Consider the following 24,479-nt stretch of genomic DNA (forward strand, 5'->3'; position numbering starts at 1 on the left):
TTTTATAAATTATTGAAATTTTTTTATGAGATTTTTCTATTTTTATGAGAGTTCTGTTGTCTGTTCAGGGTAGTTATGTTGCTTTGTCAGCCCTGTGTGCTGTCAGTCTGGTTTACAAAAGGAACTGGTTGCCTGTTGGGCAGCCGTGATGATGCTGTGGGTATTCTGTTGCTGACCCGGTTATTTTGGAGTGCGCGTTTGTGACGCAGGAAAGACGTAGTTTATCGGCTGGTTCTAGGGGGGCATCGCCTCATGCACTCAGATTGAGCCAGTCCATGCGGTTGATGCGTCGAGATGTCCTGCTTACCACCGGTATGAGCGCTCTGGCGGTATTGGGTGGAGGACCTGCGGTCTTTGCGCAGGGAGCAACGCCATCACCATCAGTCCCAGCGGTCGATCCGGATTTAATGCGGTTTATGGATATTTCCCATTGCCTTACAGACCGCACTGCACTGAATGCGGCAATTGGCGCGGCTTTGTATGCTGGTATTGTGCAGGCTACGCCACAGCGAAGGGGGCAAATTCAGGCTCTGTATGACCTTAAAGCACGTGAACGGCTGATTACGGCATCTGAACTGGCCAAAGCGGCGGAGAAGGCGGACAAAACCTTAAAAGACGCGGTGCATGATATTATGATTGCTTGGTACCGTGGCGTAGCTGGCGGAAAGGTTGTTGTGTACCGCTCCGCCCTGATGTTCGACATCACCAAGGATGCGATCTACCCCAAGACTTATGCCGCAGGTGGCCCGTTTTACTGGACCACAAAGCCGCCTGAAGTCGCGCGTCCGACTGGTCTGCCAGCACTTTCGCCCTCGCCTTTCGTCGTGGAACCTACCTGAACAACCGAAGCGGTCCAATCATGCCTTCTGACCAAAATCTTTCTGCCGATGTTGTTATTGTCGGCTCCGGTGTTGCCGGGAGTTCCATTGCCAACGAACTGGCCCGTGCTGGTATATCCGTTATTGTGCTGGAAGCTGGCCCCCGTGTGGATCGGCAACATTTTGTGGAGAATTTTCGCAATCTGGAGAACAAGCCTTCTTATCAGGGGCCATTTCCCAGCACACCGTGGGCACCACATCCACCTAATCAGAGATCACCTAATAAGTACCTGCATACCTCTGGCCCGGATGCGGAAGCATACCAGCAGGCTTACCTGCGGGTTATGGGGGGAACAACCTGGCACTGGGCCGGGTGTGCATGGCGCTACCTGCCGTCTGATTTTGAACTGAAAACCCGGTACGGGCAGGGGCGGGACTGGGCATTGAAGTATGATGACCTTGAGCCATTTTACTATCAGGCCGAGGTCATGATGGGCGTTTGTGGTCCTGATCCTGGTGTGGAGGATCTTGGGTCTCCCCGTAAACAGCCTTATCCGATGGAGGCTCTGCCACTCTCCTACGCGGGGCAGGAGTTCCGCAAACTGATTGCCGAAAAAACACCGTGGCGTATTGTGCACGAACCACAGGCACGCAACACCCGACCGTATGATGGCCGCCCAACGTGCGAGGGGCATAATAACTGTATGCCAATATGCCCGATTGGCGCCATGTATAACGGAAGTTACTCCGTTTACCATGCGGAAGCAGCCGGTGCGACGTTTATCCCCAATGCGGTGGTTTATAAAATTGAACGGGACGCAGCGAACAAAAAAGTTGTTGCTGTGCATTATTATGACCCGGATAAAGGATCGCACCGTGTAAGCGGAAAATACTTTGTGATCGCCGCACATTGTATTGAAACCGCCAAGCTTATGCTTCTGTCTGCTGATGAGCAGAGCCCCAATGGCGTGGCTAACAGTTCTGGTCATGTGGGCCGGAATATGATGGACCATACAGGGGTGCAGGTTACATTTATCAGCGGGGACAAGGCACTCTGGCCTGGGCGTGGTCCACTCGAAACCAATGTGATTGATAATTTCCGCGATGGTGACTGGCGGAACGAACGCGGCGCTTACCTTGTGCATATGGTGGACGACAATCAGGTCGATTTTGCTACTCAGCTTGCCATAGCCAAAGGGTTTGTCGGGCGGGAGCTGGAAGAGCAGATCCGTTATCTTGCTTCCCATACGGTAAGGCTGTTCAGCCATAACGAAGCCTTGCCCGACCCCGAAAATCGTTTGACTCTGAGCACAACGGAAAAAGATGCTTTGGGTATTCCCCACCCACAAGTCTATTATAAGCTTCCACAATATACAGTGCGTAGCTGTGACCATACGCGAAGCGTGTTCCGCCAGTTAATCCATTTGATGCACGGTACGGATGAGGAGTGGACGCCGGGTTACTTCCCACAGGATCATCCCGCAGGGAGCACCATAATGGGTGTGGACCCCAAGGATTCCGTGGTGGACGGGCATTGCAGGACCCATGACCATGAAAACCTGTTTATTGCCAGTTCATCCGTTTTTTCCACTGTAGGAACGGGGAATATTACCCTGACTGTGGCAGCCATTGCATTGCGTGTTGCCGATACGTTGAAAAAAGAACTGCTGCATGGCTGATTCCAAATATCTTGTAGGGTCCATTCTGCTCGGGAGTGCCCTGCTGAGCGGATTGTTCACTGAACAGGCCTATGCCGAGGATGCGCAACAGGCCGCCCTTATGGCGCGTGGTGCTTACCTGGCAACAGCAGGCGACTGTGTGGCCTGCCATACCAGACCGGGTGGTAAGCCATTTGCCGGAGGGCTGGAAATTGCAACGCCTAAAGGTGTTGTGGTGTCGACCAATATTACGCCAGACCCACAGAACGGGATTGGTACCTATACGCAGGAAGATTTTGAAAAAGCGCTTCGCAGGGGTCTCCGCAAGGATGGTGCCTATCTGTATCCGGTCATGCCCTATGTGTCTTACGCAGGACTGACAGATCAGGATGTCAAGGCGTTATATACGTGGTTCATGCATGGTGTGCAGCCGGTAGCCGACAAGCCGCCAGAGACACAAATGGCATTCCCGGGGAATATCCGCATGTCCATGATGGCGTGGAACATGCTGGCAGAGAGTGAAAAACCTGAAACGGGGGATTCCGCCACATACGATAAGCTGCGCCGTGGCCGCTACCTGGCAACCGCGCTGGAACATTGTGGAACATGCCACACACCGCGCAACTTTATGCTGGTGGAGCAGCAGGACCAGTATTTGGCTGGCAGTCAGTTGAATGGCTGGTTTGCACCCAATATCACGTCCAGCAGCACAGGAGGCATAGGAGACTGGAGCGAGGATGATCTGGTTGCCTATCTCAAGACCGGTCATGCCAAAGGGCGCAGTCAGGCCGCCGGGCCAATGGGAGAAGCTGTGGAGCACAGCACAAGCCATCTGACGGAGGCGGACCTTCATGCGCTTGCAGCTTTTATAAAGCAGGTGCCTGCCCATGATGATGCGGTGGAGCATCAGGCGCGCGACAGTTTTGGTCAGGCGGCAGTTGAGCCTGACCTGCGCTCGGGTGTTGTCAATCGGGTAGATAATCAGCCTGATTACAGTGGTGCTGAGCTGTACGATGCAAATTGTGCGGCCTGCCATGGTGTCAATGGAGCGGGGACCGCCGACCAGTATGTTCCTTCGCTTTTTGCCAATTCTGTTGTGGGAGCGGGGCGGTCGGATAATCTGATTATGACGATTCTGGAAGGAGTTAACCGTTCCACGCCATCGGGCCACGCCAGTATGCCCGCTTTTGGCGCTCATTCGGATGTGCAGCGACTGAGTGATAGGGATGTCGCGCGGCTGGTTAACTATCTGACCGATCGATTTGGCAGTGGTGATCATCATGTCACTGCGGAACAGGTGGGAGCCGCCCGGCCACGACCATCAACACCGGCTACACCGTCAGATGCCACAAAACCTGTATCGGCTCACGCCCCATAAGGTTGGTTATCATGGATAGCTAACCTTTTGAGGTAAAAGCGCATTTAATTGATGCGGTCAGGCCGGATTATGCCCCCGATCATGCGGATTAAGTTGACCGTATGATCGGGTTTTTGTTGTTCAGGGTCATGGCCCTTTCTGCTTGGTCTTCGTGTTTGCGGGACAGGTTATGAGCACGGTCTGGCTCGGGTGGCCTGATCACACAGATAAACCCCTCTATGCTAAAAGAGTATAAGCAGCTAATTGAGGGGCGCATGGAACGGAATGTGTTCTGTCTGGCGTTCGGTTAAGTGGTTCAAGCGGATGTGCATTCAGAAGGTTACTTGCATGTTTTAGCCTCTCTTGCTGATATGACGTGTGATTGAGGTTGGTTCGGGGGGTTGTGGAGGTGGCGGATTAACAAAGCCATCATCATGGCAGGCTGAAGCTGTTTATTGTGTGGTCAGGTCTTTAGGAGATTTCCCATGTGGGAAAACCCAAAACATATTATTGTTCCGGTGTTCTTCAATTATCGTGGCACAGCGCTTTTTCACGATGATCCGGTTATGGTGAAGGCCAACCCGAATAGCCTGCAGAAGTTTATGGGTCTGTTTAATCAAAAGTACCTGCCTACAGACGAGATTCGTTACCAGAAACATTTTTATTACGGTTTTGAGTTCAACCCGCGTGAAGTCAAAGCAACTCAGTGCCTTATGGGCGGCGTGTTTGATTTTTTTCATGCACGTGGGCTGACATTCAACTATCCGGATATTTCCAACCGCAAGGGAACGGAAATCTGGGTTGGGGAATATAAGTGCCATCTGTTCGATATTATGGCCGATATCAGGAACCAGCATTTGTGTGATTTTGGGTATTTTGATCCCAAAACAGGCAGTGTTGTGTTGGATGATAATATGCGCAGGTCTGACGGCCAGCATAAATCAACCGACATATCCCGTCGGATTGTTCGAGACAGTTTTTTGAATGGGAAAATTCTGAGCAGTTGCATTAAGATCATGGAAATGCCGCAGGAAAAAACACCCAAGCCAGAGTAATGTTTTAATCTGAATGGGAGAATACAGTGCCTGAGCACAAATGTGCTGAAGTATAGGGTCTTGGCGGTTTCTTGGTCGGCAGAATACCGCTGAATTTTCTCCTGTTATCATACTATATGAGGCAGCTTCTATAGGATGGTTGCTGCCATTTGTTATCTAGCAATGAGGTACATAAGACCCTATGCGGGTAATGAGCAATACATTCGTAAATTAAATATATTATATTTATACAATATTTTTATTGTCAGCGAAAATATTTTGAGTTTTGGAGTAGAAAGCTTCGCACATGCTGTTGTGTTGTCGTGGAATCAGATCATGACACAAATCATAAGTCTTATGGAAGGTTTTGGTCTGTTTTATGGGGAATGCAACAAAACTGGATTTATTGCAAAGGCTCTATCGTGCGCTCCTCAACACGGCGGAAGTTGTTTTGCAAGCTTCCACCGAACGCGAAATGTACGAAAAAACATGCACTAATCTGGTCGGCAGTGCGCTCTTTCAGGCTGTCTGGATTGCTCGCAAGGATGAGGCTGACAAACTGCATATTCTTTTCTGCTCAGGGAAAGGCACGCAGGGAGGCGCCAGTCTGGAATTCAGTCCTTACGAGCATAAGTCCCAGTTCCCCGTGGTGGAAGATGCGTGGGATAAGCAAACCCTTGTTTATAGTAATGACGAACTGAACGAGCAGAAAAATACGCCATGGTATGACTTTTTTTCCGGACATCAGTGGCGTTCAGTGCTTGCTGTTCCAATCTGGCGGGGTGGAGAGCGCTGGGCTGTTATGTCCTTTGTGTCCGCACGGGCAAACATGTTCGATGAGCAATGTATTGATCTGTGCCAGAAAGTCGCGGAACTGCTGGGCCATGCACTGGATAAGCTGGACGGACAGACAAGGCTGGAAAAACTCCAGAGTGAGGAGGCACAGAGGGCACGGCATGACCCGTTGACCGGTCTGCCTAATCGTCTGGCGCTTGAGGAGTATATGCCGCAGGCTATGGCGCGTGCGATGCAACAGGGCAGTTCCATTGCTGTTGGAATGCTGGATCTGGATGACTTCAAACAGGTTAATGATGGGTATGGGCATGAGGCGGGAGATCGCCTCCTGCAAGCATTTGGCCGTCGTTTACAGGACCATTTAAGGCACACAGATTACGCCGCCCGTCTGGGTGGGGATGAGTTTGTTATTGTGCTGGAAAATCTCGACCCTCTTTTGCGGGTCACTCAAGCTACAAAAATTCTGGATAATCTGCACAAAGCAGTGGAAGCACCATTTGCCATTACCCCAGATGCTTCTGCCATTGTTGGCATGACATTAGGGTTGGCACTTTACCCAGTAGATGGGGAGGACCCCGATACGTTACTGCGACGGGCAGATGCCGCCATGTATGCGTCCAAGCAGAACAAAAGCCATCGTAGGAACTGGTGGAGTATGGCAGGCAATACCCCATTGGGGTCAGTAGAAGAGGCGGTAGAACAGGTCGCCTTTGACCCATATGGCCCCGAAGCTGCGGAACTCCTAACACGTGCCAAAACATTTTTAACCCGGATACGACAAAACTTTATTGAGTGTTTTTATGCAAATCTGGCCAAAATGTCTGAAGCTAAGGCGGTTTTGTCGGTTTTAACACCAGAGCAGCTTGACCACCTTAAACATAAGCAGGCAGCACATCTGGACTTTTTGTTAGCTCCCCATACCCGGCGGCAGGATATTCTGGAACTGGCCGCTAAATTGGGCACTATTCATACCTTATGTGGTATTTCTCCTGCTCTTTTAGGAGAAGCGTATAGTATTTACAGGCGTTTGCTGATCGACAGTCTGGATAAAGCCCTGCTGCGGGCCTATGACAGGTACCATATTCTCCTCACCACCGAAATGCGTTTGCAGGATGATAAAGGAGCTCAGCTAGAAGCTGGACAGGGCGTCGAGGAAAAATATTTTTCTCTGCTCTCCACCCGTTTACCCGTTGCTGGCTGTGTATGGCCCGATGTAAGCGCGCAGGGTGTGGATGCACTGGGTAGCCTGCCAGGTATTAAGGCTGTGCTTCTGTTTCGTATGAATCCGTCTGGGGAGCTGGTGGTTGAACATAGTGGTGGCCCCATTGGCGCAGGTCTTACCGAGCAGTTAAAAAAAACAGTCAGTCAGCCAGTTGTGAGTGCACAATCGGTTTTTGGGAATTCAGTTACAGGGCTGGCATGGCGTACGAGGCAGAAGCATTCCTGCCCATCTTATTCAACCAATCCGGGTTCGGCTCCATGGCGTGGTATGATGGAAGAGCTGGGCATATGTTCCTCCATCAGTATTCCTGTTTCCATGGAAGAAGAGCAGGTTGCTGTTGTTCTGGCACTTTTTGGAGCGTACCCCAACCAGTTTGAAACGCAGCGGATGCAGCAATTTGCACGCAGCCTGCAACACCGTTGGGAGCAGATGTGGATGCGCTGCTGCTTCCAGCGTGGCTCCGCTGTTACCGAAGAACAGTCCTGCTACCTGAGAGACCGTCTGTTTAGCGATGGATTGCGGATGTATGTGCAGCCTATTGTTAACCTGCGCACGGGGGTATTGCTGGAGGTGGAGGCTCTGGTCCGTATTCAGGATACAAACGGAACGATTATAGAACCGGGAAGCTTTTTATCTCTACTCGGACAGAACGAATTGGATAGGCTGTTCCATATGGGGCTGGAGGAATGCCTGTCTTTGTTGGAGCGTTGGCAAAAAGAGGGGCATGTCGTCAATCTGGCCATTAATATGCCGCCTACCTACCTGCTGAATGAGGATGGCCCTGCATGGGTTGAAAGCGCCTTACACAGACACAACATTCGTCCAGAGCAATTAACGGTTGAATTGCTTGAAACACAGATGATCGACCTGACCATACAGGACATAGCCATTCAGAAATTCAAGGCAATTGGTGTTAAAATTGCTATTGATGATCTGGGGTCGGGTTATAGTAACCTTTTGCGTCTCTCTTCTCTTCCTTTTGATATTATTAAGGTTGATCAGGGGCTTTTGCATAATATTCGTACAGCACCACTTCAGACGTTCAGTATGGTCAAATCCGTTCTGGATATGGGGAGTGATTTCCATGAGTTGGTGATTGTAGAAGGGTTGGAAGATTCAGATATTCTCGAAGCCATTTATCATCTTGGCTGTCGTTATGGTCAGGGGTACGGCATTTCCCCACCCATGCCGTCGGAGTGTTTTACCGATTGGTATGCAGCGTATCGTTTAAAGGCGGACGCGCGCCAATATAACACCGCTTTGGTGAGTGACCTTGGGGTGCTGGCATATCACTGGATGTCCACCCATGGAGGACAAAGTACCAGCAAACATCCTTTGCACACCTGCCTTATAACACATTGGCTGGCAGTGCAGGGGCTGGAGGGGACTGAGGTCGCGCAATGGCATGAGCAATGCCACAATGGGAATGATCCGGCTGCTGCATCCCGTAAATTTGTTGACTGGCTGGTAAAGCGTATTGTTACAGCTAAGGAAGCTTCTGCTTTGGTAGGTCATCATCCTGAAAAAATATAAATTATTCAGTATAAGAATAGAGTTTTTTGAAAAATCTGTTCTTGACGATTTGATGCTATTCCAACCGTCAAGAACAGTATTGTGTTATGGATAACGGATTAACCCATTGCCGGGTCCGTGCGGCTGGGTTCGCCTGTTTCGATATGACCAGCAAAAACATACAGAAACTCTGGGTCTACGGGTGTTGTAATGGTTACATCGTACCATTGATCGGTGTGGGATGTCTCTATTTCCAATCTTCCATGCGTATGGGGTGGAATATGGAGGGTCTTGTTATGTCCGGATGATGCGCAAACAATATCGATTGCCTTGTTGGATGTATTCAGGAATTTTAGAATAATGCCATGGTGCGGCAAAGGTTGATATTCACATGCTACCTGTAATGTGCTGCCGTTAGTATGCCCTTTAAATCGACGGTAAAAGCCATTAGGCGCATGAACAGAGATATCATAAATATTATTATTAAATAAACTAGTTTCAAAATTTGTCTTTAATAAATCTCCTGCTGCAACTGCATAAGTGCCAACCAGCATTCCATCAGTTTGCTGTGTGCCATGGCAATAAATATTAAAGGGAGCACCAGCAGAGCGTGAGCCATGCAAAGCTTTTCCGGCTTTCAATTCAATAACGACTGTTTTGCGGTCGGTTCCCAGACCACCATTGCAATAGAGTTCATATGGAAGTGCGCAGGCCGGTCGGGTTCCGGGTTCCTGTTTGGCATACTGGCGTAACTGTTTAGGGTTGGCCGTCAAATTTTCTATTTCAGAACTGTCTAGAACTTTGAAACCGCCAGGGAATGGACGATTTTTGGCATCTTCAATAGTTTCAAGATGCTTGTTGCGTTCAAGAAAAGGGAGGTGTGGCACACTACCATCATAAGGCCGGAAGCAGGATGACAGGTCACCACTAATGGCCCGACGCCATGGAGATATATTGGTTTCCTTTATGCTTTTACCAAATTTCCCTTCAATGAAGGTTTCAAGGAAGCGTAGTGTGGAGCTATGTTCAAACAGTTGGGAATTCACCCACCCACCGCGGCTCCATGGGGACGCGACAACCATGGGAACCCTAAAACCAAAACCGATAGGACCACTGCGTGCGAGATGATGAGGCACACCGAGTGCTTCTTCATCTTTGGCATATGTATATTCCAGACCATCAGCGCCGATACTGGCAGAAGAACGTCCTGTTTCGGGCCGTAAGGGATCTGGTGCTGCGTAAGAACAGCAGTGATCAAAATATCCGTCATTTTCATCATAGGTAATAATGAAAATGGTTTTTTTCCATACTTCTGGATTTTCGGTCAGAATATCCATGATTTCAGAGACATACCATGCACCATACCATGGTGATGTAGGATGGTCAGAAAAATGTTCTGGTGCTGCAAGCCACGATACTGTGGGAAGCTGACCTTTGTGTACATCCTGCCGGAACTGGTACAGTACATCCCCCTTTGGGGCATACATACTGCGTGTATCAGGATCATCAGAAAAAGAAATTTTTTCCAGACTTCTATAATCTGCATTATCTTTATTTGTTACAAAAGCTTTTTCAAACAAGCTCCGTTCTTCTGCGGAGAGCTGGTTTAAGCTGCGCGTGGCATTGTTCTTCCGGCGTTGTAAAACAGCCAGAAGAGACCGGGCTTCCTTGAGCTGCTCTTCCTTTTTTTCAGAAACCAGCATTTCCTGTTTGGAAAGTCGATCAATATGCTTGGAGCATTCCGTTATGCGTGCATCGATCCAGTCCTGGAATCCCGGATTGGCAGAAACATTATATTGGTCAAAACATTCCAGAACATTACAGCTAAAATTGGCAAGCCAGGAACGTTCAAGGCCGCTCATATTGGCCGTTTGTTCTATTTCATTCTGATAAAATTTCCAGGAAACACCTGCATGTTCAAGGCGTTCTGGAAAAGTTGTCCATGTCATCCCACCTTCAAGAATTTCCGGGTTGCGCATATAAACGGTAGAATCCGGTTTCTGCTTATCTCGCACTGTGCCAGTCCAGAACACCAGTCTGTTTGGGGTCGTGCTGGACATAACGCCGCAGTAGTTTTGGTCGCATACTGTAAAGGCATCAGCCAAGGCGTAATAGAAAGGTAGGTCTTCGCGTGTATAGTATCCCATGGTCATGGGGTATTGGTCATAACCTTTGTGATGTGATTTTTTTACGTCAATCCAGCGGTTATGGTAGCCTCCATTCCACGCATCAACCTGACTGTCGCGGGAGTGTGGGATGGAACCCATCCAGGTAATACGTGTGTCATGGATATTCAGTCGCCACGGCAGATAGGTTTCCCCCTTGCTGTTGGACTGAAGGAAAACAGGTTCTCCATTAGGTTGGCGTATGCCGCGCGGATCATTAAAACCGCGGACACCCTGCAATGAGCCAAACATATGGTCAAACGAGCGGTTTTCCTGCATCAGAATAACCACATGTTCAGCATCTAGATAGGTTGTGCCCGGATCCGGCGCAATGGCTAGGGCGCGGCGTATGGAGGCTGGTACCATACCTGCGGAACCAACAGCACCAGAAAGAAGTGCGTATTTGAGGAAATTCCTGCGCGTAGCCATTTTTATACCTTTGATCTTATCAACTCGTCACATCAAAACGATTCTTGGGCAGCTTCATGTTCAATAGTACAGGTTGCATTGTCCACAGGCATTGCCTTCAGGCGTGCTGCCTGCAATTCCTTGTGGATAGAAACCATTTTCTCTGCAAACCAAGGTTGTTCCTGTAGAGCCGCAAACATGGCACCACCATTCATGTAGCCTGCCTGCACATCGCTTTTCCAATGCACACCACAAACAATGCGGCTTTCGCCAAAAATGCGTCCACGCTGCATGATTTGCGTAGAGCGTTCTGGTAATGCGCTGCTCAGAATGGAAGCGACCAACCAGCCCCATGTGGTATGACCGGAAGGATAGGAAAAACTCGCAGATAGTTTGTCAGCATCTGGTGTGCAGATCGCTTGGTTTTTGCCAACAAAAGGTCTCATCCTTTGCCAGTTCTTTTTTTCCTCTGTGATACGCTGCTCCAGTGGCTTTTCAAGCGTATTTAGAACAGTAATAAGCGTAGGCACTTCGCTTGGTGAGATCTGGAAACCTACGGCGCAGGAAAAATCATGAATGATATGATCTGGCTTGAGGTCTGCATCATTTGTAGCCAGTTTCCAGCGACGACTGTTTTGTAAACTCCTGGAGTTCTCGAAAGCTTGTATATCGGCTTCCTGAGCGTGGGAGTTCGTCGCAGGTGGTGGTGGCAGAAAAGCGCGTCCATCAGGCAGCTGTAGCTGTTCAGCATGGACAATTTGAGGCGGAATAAACACGTCAGCGCAAATGAGTATTGTAAGAAGGGGCAAAGCGCGACGGGGCATTTGGAGGAGCCTCATATACGTTATAACAAGGCGGGTTTAATACGTCAGTCAAACATATTTGAGCGTGACATTTTAATGAAAAATCCTAAGCATTATCCTGTGGGTGCCAGAATAGGGTTATCTGCCGTAGCGTCATCGTGTCAGAATTGCATAATCGTTACAGTAAAAATTTTATTTCATTATTATGCCAATTTATGAGTGAATAAGTTAAAATATAGGGGTGAAAATTCAAGCCTATCTTGTTACTTGAATTGAATTTAATGATCATAATAGTATTCTCATAAAGCACTAATTACTTTTAACCCAGCCAGAATAGCATTGGGAATAACTGATGTTTCTCCAGGACGCATCATATATTCAAATTCAGGAGTAATGACTAATCCGGGTAGGACTGGAATACCATAGTATGCTTCCAGAATGGCCGAATGGGTTTGAGGAGCGTTAACATATGCCCCCATGGACATGCCAGCTAACTGACGTAATCGCTGACCATATGTTGTACGTGGGCTGAGTTGGTAATATGAATACATTACGCCAAAGCGATCAAACGGTCGCCCGGGAATAATGCCCAGTAAAGAAGCACCAACATAAAATTCGTTGGAGAATGTTGAATTGCTGGGGGTGTTATGCACAAATCCAGCCAATACATAGCCACCGGCCATTTGATGCTGACCATGACTGCGATAGACCATCTGATCTGTTTCAATATAAAAACTATCTCTGGGTTTTTCTTTATGTTTGTGTATGGAATCAGAAAAAGCAGGCGGTATGACGCCTATCATATCCGCATAAGGAGACGTGTCATGAGCATACCCTATTTTATAATGACCGGGTAATTTTCTCTCTCCTAAAAATGGTTCCCATGTGAGTTCTATTGGTGTTTGAATGCCCGTGTAAGGCTCGCTCCCCCATGCCCATCCGGTATTGTCAACGGCCTTTGGGCCAATACGGTAGACCCCTGTTCTTAAGATCAAATCGCGTGTTGGTCGTATTCTGAATGTGCCACCCCATGATGTTTTGGGGTAAACGCTCCAGCCTGCCGGTTCGCGGATAGCCATGGGTGCTGAGCACATTGTCATAAATGTACAAAGCAGCACAGAAGTGGAGTAAGTGTGTGTAAGCGCAATGCGACCAAGGTTAATATTGATTCTATTGTTTAAAAATGACTTTTCTATATAAAGATCAGCCAAACGTGCTGCCGCTGGGCCGTGAATACTCCAGACTTCCGTGAGCAGAACATTGCGTTCTCCTACGTGATCCCAACCGACCTGACGCCCTTCACGATTCATAACAATACCATGGAGAAACCATCCGTTCAGTGGTTCCCATTGTGTTAACTTGCCCAGATCAAACAGCATGGCGACACGGATTTCGTGCGTATAATCGACGCCTTTTGAGAGGCCACCGCCAACATTCCCCATAGCTTCACCTTTATAGGTTAATTCAAAGCTAAAACCATGGTTGGCAAGGCGTTCTCGTAAAGGCTTGAGGGAAGGAGCCAGATTACCAAATGCCTGCTCGGCAACATAATATCCAGCACTAACGTCCCCACGCCGTAATGCGTCATCATTATGATTAAGTAGAGAGGAGATGCTTTCCGTATCAAAAAGGGTTTCGAGGCGTTCTTCCGCAATGGGGCGTTTACGTTTTTTTAGCGGTGGAACGGATGCGAAACGGGAGGCACTAATGCTTCTAGATGGAGGAAATGCTCCAGAATTCTCCTTGGTGCTTTGTGCTTGAGCATGATAAGAAAAACAAACAAAGCATAATGCAGTAAATATCTGGATTAGTGATGGTTTTTTTAGTGAATATGCGGAATTACAAGAAAAAATTTTGGGAATGGACATGGATGTTATCCAATAAAAAACATTCTCATCTCAATAAAATTGAGATGAAGTTCCAAAATATCTGATTTTATAGCATCAGAAAGGCGCTAAATTCCGCAATTTACAGAAATAGCGTGTCTGATTTTTCTGGATTTTGGAGACCCAGATAAACTGCTCTGCGGGGATTTTATAAACATTTTTCTTTTTCTTATGTTTGTTTTTTAAAAAGTAAAATGGTTTAAAAATATTTTCAATTCACATTTTTGTCGGCATTTTGTAATAACAGACTGAATGTAGCGATATATAATCATAGTAAATAATTTTGAATTAAATATACAGCCTTTCTAAGATGAAAAATGTTTATTTATTCAAAGTATGGTCGAATCGTTGAGTGGGTTCTCCTCTCTCCCGATAGACTTGAACATCGTTCTAATCAATTTTTTCACGCCTATCGGAAGGCTCTAATGACCGTGGATTGGTCAGGCAAGTCATTGAATTTTACATATAGTATTAATGTGTTGTGACATTTTTATGTTGTTATAATGAATTGTCATAACAAGTCTTGAGTAGGGAAAACTTTTCTAGGATTAGGAAGCCGACTTTCGGTTCATTGGGGTGGGCTACCATGAAAAGATTTTTGTTTATCACGACGTGTTGGTTATGTTTTGAACAGGTTGCAGTTGCAGCAACAGTGCAGAACAATGGAAATAACGATTCTTCGCATAAAAAAATATCTGGTAACCAGAAAAAAAATCTGTTCAGTCCAAAAACAACGGTGAAAACATCGATGTTACTGAGCGTCGTAAAGCCGCTGGTGGCGGTATGATGGTTAGGCAGACTGCTGCCAGAACCATTAGCTCTCTGTCTCATAACTATATCGCAATGCAGTCACCGACATCCACAATAGAGTCTTTGATTTCTACATTGCCCGGTGTTGTGTCTGCGAGTGAAGGGCCCCTGACCACGTCTTTTTCAACCTTGCATATTCGTGGCATGGCGCAGGCTGAAATTGGTGTGACCTTTGAAGGTATGCCGGCCGCAAACCCATTTACATACAGCACTTACACGCCTTCTTTGGTGGATAGCCAAAATATGGGGCAGGTCAATGTTATGCAGGGTGCTGTTGATATTAACTCTACCACGTATAATGCTACGGGGGCTGAAATTTCAGCCAGTATCCGTGGGCCTTCAGAGCATCAGCATTTTCATATTGCCGGGTCTGGTGGTTCTTATGGTACCAATAAAGATTTTATTCGGTATGATACGGGAGAAATTGGTCATACTGGCATTAAAGCCTTTGCCTCCGGTTCGTATTCCCGGGGTGATATGTGGCGTGGTGTTGGTGATATTGAAAGGTGGCATGTTGACGCTGCTCTGACCAAACAATGGAATAAAGGCAGCGATTCAAAAATAATTTTCGGTTGGACCAAGGCTGCGCAAGGAGAATGGTTGTATCCATCACTTGCCAACTGGAATAAATATGGCATGAAATATGGCCTGGATAGCCAGTATAGCCCGGGTGACACGCATTATGTTGGCTTGAATGGTAAAAATACCGGTGCTGTTTATGGCACATTAAAAAACCATTTTAGTTTTGGTCATGGTTTAAGCCTTGATGCGCAAGCTTATTCGGTCGAATTCCATGGTCCTTATTATTATGGAGAAACATTGCCCGTCAAAAATGGATTTGTAGGGGCAGAAAGCTATAGTGCTCTGGATAATTATCAAAATCTTCCCGGGTACGATTCAAAAAATAAAAACCTGACTGCGGCTGAAGTATCAGATTGGTATACTATATCTTCTGGGTTGATGTTGACGGGGCATTGGAAACATAAATTCAATACCTTAAGCCTGACGTATTGGTATTCTTATGCGCAGGAAGCTGCTCAGATGCGGTTCTATCCAGTTAATGGGAAGGGCCAGTGGAATACAAGCACACCATTAACTGCTAATGGCGGTGTTCCGTTGAGTGAAGATAATGAAAATGGATTACAACAGCTAAATAGCTTTGCTGTTGATGATAAAATGTCTTTCCTGCATGATCGTCTGACGATTGATGCCGGTATTAGAATGGCTATGGTAAACCGGCAATACACGCAGGACCTGCCCGGGGTTGTGGGCAGTAATTATAAATCGATCAAAAATGTATTCGTGCCTTCACCACAGGTGCTCATTAATTATAGCTTTAATCCGCACCATCAGATTTATGTTAACGGGACCACCGGATATCATCTTCCTGGCTCATTGAGTTCTCAGTTGGCTTCGTATAGCCGCACGACTGGTAAAGCGCAGTCAGCACCAATGGCAGATTACAAACCTGAGTATATGATTACGGAAGAGGTTGGTTATCGGTATAGTGGCTTTGTAATGGCTAACTTGGCTGGTTTCCATTACAATGTAACAAATCATCAGGTCTCGGCACAAAGCTATGTAGATGGATCTACTTCAACCATTACACAGCTGATTAACGCTGGTGGTATGGAAGCCTATGGTGTTCAGGCAGAAATTGCGACACGTCCTTGGCACCATGTCAGTGCGTACGCCTCTGGTCAGTATATGCATACCAAAAACAGTAGCAATATTGCGTATAGTGGTGATTACTTGCGCACTAAAGGGAAGCAGGAGGTTGGGGCTCCGCAATTCTCAGGTTCTTTGGGGCTGACGTATAACGATGGCACATGGTTTGGTAACTTTACCCTGTCATACACTGGCTCCCAGTATGCAACGCTTGTGAATGACCAGAAAATTCCAGGATACATTACCGCCAATCTTGGTGTTGGTAGGAATTTGCCAAAAATTGGAAGAGTAACACCAAAAATCAAGCTTAATCTCGTTAATTTGGGAGATGAGCATTATTTGTCTTCTATGTATGGTTATACGGCGGCAGCTACAACACAGAAGGGCATATTGGGGACAACAATAAAAGGTTCCAGCCCAACTTATGTTATTGGATCTCCATTTGTTGCAATGGGCACTATCTCAGCTGATTTTTGATAACAAGATGGCCCAAGTTTATGATGCAAGAACTTGGGCCAAATTTATAAAGTTATTTCAATATTCGGTTCAGGATTGGTTTCTTGAGATAGAAAATAAAGACGGCTCATAAAAGTGTAATCGTTGTCTGTCAGATGCAGGCGAATGGAACGACTCTGAGTATCCTGTAAGGTATGGAGCTTTCAGTTCAGACCGCCTTTTATTCGGTTGGATATGGTAGGGAACAACTTTTTTAAGCAGCGGTGGCGTCGTTTTGTTGGTCTCGAGATGCGTCGTATCAATCATCAGGCGTTTTGAACGGACTGCTTGTTCTATCAGTGTGATTAATCTTCGATCAAAGACATTCAGCCGGTACCATGTGTGATAGTGGGAAAACGGTTTAATCCGTTCTATCTGTCACATAGACAGTAAAAATATATCATTCACAGAGGTCTACTCCCTACCTGTAAGTCTGTGAATTACAATAAGTTTCTCAGTTCAATCCCTGCATGGGTTCTGAACCTAGTGCTTGCAGGTAAGAGTGCTTCCCCAAGAAATGTTGATGTCCAATGCAGTTTGGTAATTCGGAAAGCAGCATGAGGGTTGGGGAGGCAAAATACGGGAGGAAGCCAACTGCTGCTCCATTTTTTACAAGGTTGGTAACAAAACCATTTACAGCGGGGAATACGTCATAGGAAATCCAATAATTATAGAGAGTTAAAGGGTATTATTGCTCTTTTCGATCGGTTGCAAATTTCGATATTAATTTTGTTTTTATATCAATAAAATTTTTTCTAAAAGATTTTCGAATAAAAAATTTCTAGCGTCAGGCCAATCCCAACCATAAGCCATTGAGAACTGGGAAGGCATGAATGCTATCGTTATAACCGCATTGAAACGACCCTATACGTTTGTGGTTCTTTCTTTGCTTATTCTCGCGTTTGGTGTGCTGTCCGTCTTGCGTGCGCCAACCGATGTGTTTCCCAATATCAAGCTGCCTGTTGTGTCCGTTGTGTGGACATATGGTGGTATGTTGCCAGAGGAATTTGCAGGACGCATAACCTATAATTATGAACTGGCCGTAACCTCCACTGTGGAGGGTATCGAGCATATGGAAAGCAGCTCGTATTATGGGCGCAGCATCGTCAATATCTACTTCCAGCCTGGAACGGATATTGGTGAGGCAGAAGCCGAAGTTACGGCTATTTCACAGACGGTTATCAAACAACTCCCAGAAAATATTCCAGCGCCTATGGTCATGCGTCTGGATGCATCTTCTGTACCGGTTCTGGCTTTGCAGGTCACCTCGGACAAGCAAACTCCGTCAGATCTGTTCAAAATTGCAATGACACGTATCCGACCTATCCTTGTTACCGTGCCCGGCTCTGTTCTGCCGCAGGCTTACGGTGGCATGGACAGTTTTATTATGGTCGCATTGAACCAGACGCAGCTTCAGGCCCATCATCTTTCTGCCATGGATGTGCAGAACGCTCTGCGCAAGCAGAATATCGTTCTACCTGCAGGAGATCAGAAAATAGACCGTACAGACTGGATGGTTCAGACGAATGCCACTCCACGGTCCATGCAGGAATTAGGTGATATCCCTGTCAAACGCGTGGGTAATTCCGTTATTTATGTGCATGATGTGGCCAACGTTTACCGTGGAGGGCATCCGCAAACCAACCTTGTGCTTGTAAAGGGCAAGCAGGGGGTAGAAGTCATAGTGATGAAAAGCGGGGATGCTTCGACCCTTGAGGTTGTCTCCAGAACCAAGGAACTGCTGCCACGTATTCAGCAGCTTGTGCCACCGGATGTGCATATTGCGATTATGAGCGATGCTTCGGTATTCGTTAAAGACGCCATTCGTGATGTAGTGCGCGAAATGCTGACGGCCGCCGTATTAACGGGTTTGGTGGTGTTGCTGTTCCTTGGTTCATGGCGCTCGACCATTATCATCGCCACTTCTATTCCTCTGTGTATTCTGGCCGCCATTATCTGCCTTTTGTGGTCTGGTCAGACGATCAATGTGATGACACTGGGTGGTTTGGCGCTGGCGGTTGGTATTCTGGTGGATGACGCAACCGTCATGATTGAGAATATCGATACCCACCTTGAGATGGGCAAGGATCTGGAAACGGCTATCATAGATGCGGCCAATCAGATTGTTATTCCCACACTGGTGTCCACCTTGTGTATTTGTATTGTGTGGACCCCTCTGTTCCGTTTGAGTGGTGTGGCTGGCTGGCTGTTCATGCCTATGGCGGAAGCCATTGTTTACGCCATGCTGGCTTCGTTCATCCTATCCCGCACGCTGGTGCCAACCATGGCTAAGTACCTGCTGGCAGGGCAGGTGCACCCCGGTTTGCATGGTGATGAGCATGAGGCCTTGCCCAAAGGATACTTTGGCAGATTTCAAAACAGGTTTGAGCACGCTTTTCATGCCTTTAAGCTCCGGTATGGGCGGGTGCTTGAGCGGGCAGTCAACCAACGGCGCAGGTTTGTTCCGGTGTTCCTTGGACTGTCCGTGCTCTCGCTGATTTTGTTTGTTGTGGTCGGACAGGACTTTTTCCCCGAGGTCAAGTCAGGTGCATTGCAAATGCACATGCGTGTTCCCCTAGGTACCCGTATTGAAACAACGGGTCGCATTGCCAGTCTGGTGGATGACCGCATTGCGCAGATTCTGTCTGATAAAGTGGATGGGATTATCAACAACTGTGGTCTGCCTGAAGGCCCGCATAATCAGGCCTTTATTCCCACACCTACAATTGGTACGCAGGATTGCGACCTGAGCATCACTCTTAAGGATGATGTCTCTCCTGTGTGGGATTATCGTGCCCTGTTGCGTCGTAAACTGTCGGCCAGTTTTCCCGGCACGGTCTTTACATTCCAGCCTGCGGACCTGACGGAGAAGATTCTCAATTTTGGTTCTCCCGCACCGGTTGATATTCAGATATCAGGGCCAGATATTCGCGATAATTACCGTTATGCCCGTTTGTTGGTAAACCGTCTGCGCAGTATCCCTGGGGCGGTGGATACAGTCATCCAGCAGACCATGCGTACTCCAACACTGTTCGTGCAGGGCAATCGTACTTTTGGTCAGGCTACAGGTATGACTGAAGGCGATATTGCCAGTAATGAACTGATGACCCTTTCGGGCAGCCAGACGGTGGACCCCCAATATTGGTTGGACCCCAAGACCGGCATTACTTTCCCGTTGAATGTTTATGTCTCGCAGGATCAGTTGACGCACTATCACAACCTGCTGACCATCCCTGTTGATAAAGGCGATAATGATCCGGAAGGCAAGGACATGCAGCTTCTGGGGAGTATCAGCACCATTACGCCGGTTGGTACACCGGGGCAGGTCTCTCATTATAACTCCATGCCCGATATTGATATTTATGTGTCCACGGAGTTCACGGACCTTGGGTCGGTTCTGGCACAGGTCAAGCGTGACGTGGCTGCAACACAAAGCGATTTGCCGCGGGGTGTTGCGGTGGATATCCGGGGGCAAGCTACCACCATGCACAGTGCTTATGTGGAACTGATTGCTGGTCTCGTGGTGTCGGTTGTGCTGATTTACATGCTGATTGTTGTTAACTTCCAGTCATGGATTGACCCTTTCATTATTATTTCTGCGCTTCCCGGCGCATTGGCGGGTATTGCGTGGAGTCTGTTCCTGACCCAGACACGCCTTTCCGTTCCAGCGTTAACGGGTGCGATCATGTGTATGGGAACAGCTACAGCAAATTCCATTCTGGTCGTGTCCTTTGCCAAGGAACGTTTTGCCATACACCGGAGCGCCGTGGCAGCCGCGGTTGAGGCGGGGGTAGGGCGTATTCGTCCGGTGATCATGACAGCGTCTGCCATGATCATTGGTATGGTGCCCATGGCTATAAGCAATTCTCAGAATGCTCCGCTAGGTAAGGCCGTTATTGGTGGTTTGGTTGTGGCTACCGTTTCCACTCTTCTTTTTGTGCCATGCGTTTATGCAATTTTTCATCATCGACCGGAAAAGTCATCCAGCACGGATATGACCAACCGGCAGGAGACTGTCTGATGTTTGGTTTTAGCAAAGGCAGAATTTTCGTTTTTCTTCTTGCCACTGTTATTATGGCGGACATTACGTACCTTTTGGTGCAGCGTGCCCATAATACCGTGCGTATCCAGCAGGATGCGGCCTATGACCAGGTGCCCGATGTTGCTGTGGTGCAACCTAAGGCCGCCCCACCAACGCTTAGCATGACGTTGCCGGGCACACTGAGCGCATGGTACGAAGCACCAATTTATGCGCAGGTCTCCGGTTATGTAAAAATGTGGTACCATGATTACGGCGCAGTGGTTAAAAAAGGAGACCTGCTGGCCGAAATCAATACACCACGGCTGGATGCGGAATACGCGCAGGCGCAAGCTGATCTGAAGGTGGCGCAGGCCAAGTACGATCTGGCGGCCATAACAGCTACGCGTTGGCGAGCCATGGGGCAATCTCAGGCTGTGTCTGGTCAATCCGTTTCGGTGCAGAACGCAAACGAGCAGTCAGCCAAGGCAGAGCTGGAGGCCGCCGAACATAAGGTCGCACAGTATCAGGCCATGGTTCACTTCAAGAGTATTGAAGCGCCGTTCGATGGCGTGGTTATCGCACGCAATATTAATGTGGGCGATTACGTGGGAGCTGGGAGCGGCAGTATGAACGCGAACGGCACGGCCAGCGAACTGTTTACCGTAGCCGATACCCATGCCATGCGTCTGTTTGTATCCGTGCCGGAAACGTTTTCTTCCATCCTTAAGTCCGGGCTGGTGGCAAAGGTTACGGTGCCACAGTTCCCCAATACCGTGTTCGACGCCAAGTTCCTGACTATCGCCAAAGGTTTTGACCCCAATACGCGTACAGTCATCACCGAATTTTCGATCGACAATATGGGACAGAAGTTGTGGCCCGGGAGTTTTGCTTCTGTCACTTTAACGGCTCCGGCTGAGAAAGGGGTTTATACCATTCCCACTGGAGCACTGGTGTTTCAGGAACATGGGATGCAGGTTGCTACAGTCGATACCCAGCAAATTACGCATTATCGTAACATTACCGTTGGTCGCATGTCGGATGCATACACGGAAGTCAGTGCTGGATTGTCACCCGATGATCGGATCATTAACAACCCGCCTGCTGATCTGATGGAAGGAGGAAAGGTCCGGACTGTGGAGCCTGCAAAAGGTTACCTGAGCACTCCGAATGCAGCCGCAGCAGAAAATGGGGATGATGACGAATGAAAAAGACATTTTCTTATTCCCGTATTCTGTCAGTTCGGTGTTTTACAGCGCGGGCTGGACTACTTCTTTCCCTGACTGCATTGAGTGCGTGTGATCTTGCGCCGCATTATGCTCCACCACATTATGTTGTACCAGTATCTTGGCATGGACAGGTCCCGTTTAAGGAGGCGAGCCCGGGTGCCGTTGCTTTAAAGACCGACTGGTGGACACTGTTTGGAGACCCCATACTGGATGGTCTGGAGCAGAAGGCTCTTGCAAATAATGCGGATCTTCAGGCTGCGGCAGAGAGATTTTTGCAGTCTCGTGCGATTGTTATGGAAGCACGGTCTGATCTGTTACCGCATTTTGGTATGGCATTTGGTGCCAGCGATAACAAAAGTTCGGCTGATCGTCTGTTTCGCTACAAAGGTCCTATCACAGCAACGGACGAGTTCTATTCTGGCCTTGCAAGCTGGGAGCCTGATATCTGGTCAGGTATCCGCAATAGGGTGCGGGTGCAGAAATATTATGCACAGGAGCAGGCGGCAGATTATGCTGCGGCACGGTTGAGCCTGGAGGCAGAACTGGCAACAGACTATTTTGCCTTGCGTGGGCTGGATGCACAACACGCCATCTATGCTCAGTCCATAACCTACTATCAGCAGGCGTTACATGTGACCCAGACACGGCTTGATAACCAGGATGCAACCGGGATTGATGTGGCACGTGCACAAAACCAGCTTTACATGACGCAGGCGCATCTGTTGGATGTACAGGCCCAGCGTGAGGTGCTGGAGCATGGGATTGCCGTGCTGGTCAATGAACAACCTTCTACCTTCCGCATTGAGCCTGTGGATAATCTGACCAATGTGGAACCCATTGTGCCTACTGGCCTGCCGTCCGAATTATTGGAACGCAGGCCCGATATTGCTGCGTCCGAGCGGCGTATGGCGCAAGCCAACCGAGCGATTGGTATTGCCCGGGCAGCGTTTTATCCGCATGTGTTTTTTAGTGCCAATGGTGGGTTTGATTCCAACGGCTTTAATCTGGCCAATTTGGCAAACAGTATGTGGTCTTATGGTGCATCGGTTTCCATGCCTTTGTTTGAGGGTGGCTTACGGCGTGCACAGTTGCAGCATTCGTGGTCTGTTTACCGTGAAACACTAGATCATTATCGTACAACGGTTCTTTCGGCATTTGGCGATGTAGAGAATGGGCTTTCACTATCCAATCGCCTGAGGGCAGAAGCAGAGCGCTTGAACCTGGCGGTTGGAACAGCGCAAAAATCCCAAACATTGACTATGACCTTATATAAAGGTGGGGCTGACAATTATTTGGATGCGTTAATTGCGCAGGTGAATACACTGGATGCACGTATTGATCATGTGCAGGTGCAGGCACGTGCTTTGCAGAGCACCGTTGGGCTAATTCGCGCTTTGGGTGGTGGCTGGCAGAAAAAAGACCTACCTGCACCGGATGCAACTATGACCTTTGGCGTGATGCAATATTCCGGCTTGCAAATACCGCAAGACACCATGCAGCAGTTGAATAAGTAATAAAATTCCTTGCTAATTTTAGATTCTAACCGAAAATATTAAGAATACGCTGCTTTAGCGATGTGTTGGATAGAGTATTTTTTAATTTGGGACGTCTGCTACATTAGGCGGCGTCCCAAGTAAGTAGTTTAGGAAATGTTTGAATTAAGAGATGACAAAAGCACCTCCTGGATTTTTCTTTGGATCTCGCCAGAAAGTGCCACCGGTTAACTTTGCAATAATATCCGGTGGAAGAATGGGTCTTCGATGAGGGACCTCTATTTTATTTTTGACTTTATGCAAGCCGGGAGAATTTAAATTTTCATCAAATTTAATAGGTTCTTCAAAATTGATGTTGTTAAAATCATAATCCCAAAATGGAAGATTGAGTTTTCTTTCCAAAATGTTCATGGTTTTCTGAGGTTGATGAACAAGGGAATCATAATCAACAACAATCAAGTTATGCGCGAAATTACTATAAAATGCTTCATTAAAAGCACGCCAGCAGAATCCTAATGCCCCTTGTGCGGAGAGAAGAGCATCTACCCGACTATGTAAATTTCCCCGTTGCTCAATGGGAATAATTTTTGAGCTTAGGAGAGGATTTTTTTGTATAATATGCTCGAATGAATCAATAATCCAAACCGGATCTCTTACACAGCAAATAATTTTGGATGATGGAAAAAGACTATTGATCAGGCCAAGTCTGGTGCACCACAGACGGCTGTTATCAATAATCATGGATGATGGATTTGTTTTGGGTGAGTCATGCTCACCATAATAATTAAAAAGCACTCCGCGTAGAATACGGCTACTGGATTCATTATTGAATTCTGTTTGATATTCGCCTTCTACCATAACAGAACTCAATTTTAACAGCATGGGTGCAACTGGAGAGATATGACCGGCTTTGAGAACCGCAGGGTTTTGTTGCAGTAATGCTGCCAGCAATGTTGACCCTGAACGCGGTAGCCCGGACATGAAGTGCACACAGGGATGGAGCATATAAATTCTGACCTTAGCAGTTTAACCAAGATCCATAGTGTAGTGCGCTATGCCATGCTAATCTTCCTACCCGAATGGGTAGTGGGTCTATTGCACTTTATTG

13 protein-coding genes are annotated in these 24,479 nt (G+C 47.7%); 9 read left to right on the forward strand and 4 right to left on the reverse strand.

The features are described from left to right. Positions 1-200: 200 nt before the first annotated feature. The 5 genes from Absy_RS10305 to Absy_RS10325 all read left to right on the forward strand — a co-directional run bounded on the left by Absy_RS10305 (position 201) and on the right by Absy_RS10325 (position 8,417). On the forward strand, positions 201-839 hold the full coding sequence (locus tag Absy_RS10305) for a sorbitol dehydrogenase family protein (RefSeq protein ID WP_048854729.1): 639 nt from the start codon (positions 201-203) through the stop codon (positions 837-839). 20 nt (positions 840-859) lie between these two features. Beyond that, complete coding sequence (locus tag Absy_RS10310; protein WP_048854665.1) at positions 860-2,497, forward strand: GMC family oxidoreductase; 1,638 nt, start codon at positions 860-862, stop codon at positions 2,495-2,497. After that, complete coding sequence (locus Absy_RS10315) at positions 2,490-3,854, forward strand: c-type cytochrome (RefSeq protein WP_048854666.1); 1,365 nt, start codon at positions 2,490-2,492, stop codon at positions 3,852-3,854. The genes Absy_RS10310 and Absy_RS10315 overlap by 8 nt, the downstream gene beginning before the upstream one ends. 464 nt (positions 3,855-4,318) lie before the next feature. Further along, positions 4,319-4,888 carry a hypothetical protein gene (locus Absy_RS10320; RefSeq protein ID WP_048854667.1) on the forward strand — a complete coding sequence of 190 codons (570 nt, stop codon included), beginning with the start codon at positions 4,319-4,321 and terminating at the stop codon, positions 4,886-4,888. A gap of 358 nt (positions 4,889-5,246) precedes the next feature. Then, positions 5,247-8,417 carry an EAL domain-containing protein gene (locus tag Absy_RS10325; RefSeq protein WP_048854668.1) on the forward strand — a complete coding sequence of 1,057 codons (3,171 nt, stop codon included), beginning with the start codon at positions 5,247-5,249 and terminating at the stop codon, positions 8,415-8,417. Between the two features lie 98 nt (positions 8,418-8,515). Here the strand turns inward: Absy_RS10325 and Absy_RS10330 are convergent, their stop codons facing one another. The 3 genes from Absy_RS10330 to Absy_RS10340 all read right to left on the reverse strand — a co-directional run bounded on the left by Absy_RS10330 (position 8,516) and on the right by Absy_RS10340 (position 13,640). After that, positions 8,516-10,990 (reverse strand): phosphocholine-specific phospholipase C, encoded by a 2,475-nt coding sequence (locus Absy_RS10330; RefSeq protein ID WP_048854669.1) that lies wholly within the window; start codon positions 10,988-10,990, stop codon positions 8,516-8,518. Between the two features lie 32 nt (positions 10,991-11,022). Then, on the reverse strand, positions 11,023-11,793 hold the full coding sequence (locus Absy_RS10335; RefSeq protein WP_052945746.1) for an acid phosphatase: 771 nt from the start codon (positions 11,791-11,793) through the stop codon (positions 11,023-11,025). Between the two features lie 278 nt (positions 11,794-12,071). Further along, positions 12,072-13,640, reverse strand: a complete 1,569-nt coding sequence (locus Absy_RS10340) for a carbohydrate porin (protein ID WP_084597108.1) — start codon at positions 13,638-13,640, stop codon at positions 12,072-12,074. An 801-nt stretch (positions 13,641-14,441) separates the two neighbouring features. Here Absy_RS10340 and Absy_RS10345 point away from each other — a divergent pair. The 4 genes from Absy_RS10345 to Absy_RS10360 all read left to right on the forward strand — a co-directional run bounded on the left by Absy_RS10345 (position 14,442) and on the right by Absy_RS10360 (position 23,392). Then, positions 14,442-16,613: a TonB-dependent receptor gene (locus Absy_RS10345; RefSeq protein ID WP_245614804.1), complete on the forward strand. Its 2,172-nt coding sequence runs from the start codon at positions 14,442-14,444 to the stop codon at positions 16,611-16,613. 847 nt (positions 16,614-17,460) lie between these two features. Further along, complete coding sequence (locus tag Absy_RS10350) at positions 17,461-20,652, forward strand: efflux RND transporter permease subunit (RefSeq protein WP_048854670.1); 3,192 nt, start codon at positions 17,461-17,463, stop codon at positions 20,650-20,652. Next, positions 20,652-21,857 carry an efflux RND transporter periplasmic adaptor subunit gene (locus Absy_RS10355; protein ID WP_048854671.1) on the forward strand — a complete coding sequence of 402 codons (1,206 nt, stop codon included), beginning with the start codon at positions 20,652-20,654 and terminating at the stop codon, positions 21,855-21,857. The genes Absy_RS10350 and Absy_RS10355 overlap by 1 nt, the downstream gene beginning before the upstream one ends. Next, positions 21,854-23,392, forward strand: coding sequence for an efflux transporter outer membrane subunit (locus Absy_RS10360; RefSeq protein WP_084597110.1), 1,539 nt, complete (start codon positions 21,854-21,856; stop codon positions 23,390-23,392). Before Absy_RS10355 ends, Absy_RS10360 begins: the two co-directional genes overlap by 4 nt. 144 nt (positions 23,393-23,536) lie before the next feature. Here the strand turns inward: Absy_RS10360 and Absy_RS10365 are convergent, their stop codons facing one another. Beyond that, on the reverse strand, positions 23,537-24,352 hold the full coding sequence (locus Absy_RS10365) for a sulfotransferase family protein (protein ID WP_245614805.1): 816 nt from the start codon (positions 24,350-24,352) through the stop codon (positions 23,537-23,539). Positions 24,353-24,479: the final 127 nt, after the last annotated feature.

This window comes from Acetobacter syzygii, from assembly GCF_000964225.1.
Lineage (GTDB): Bacteria > Pseudomonadota > Alphaproteobacteria > Acetobacterales > Acetobacteraceae > Acetobacter > Acetobacter syzygii.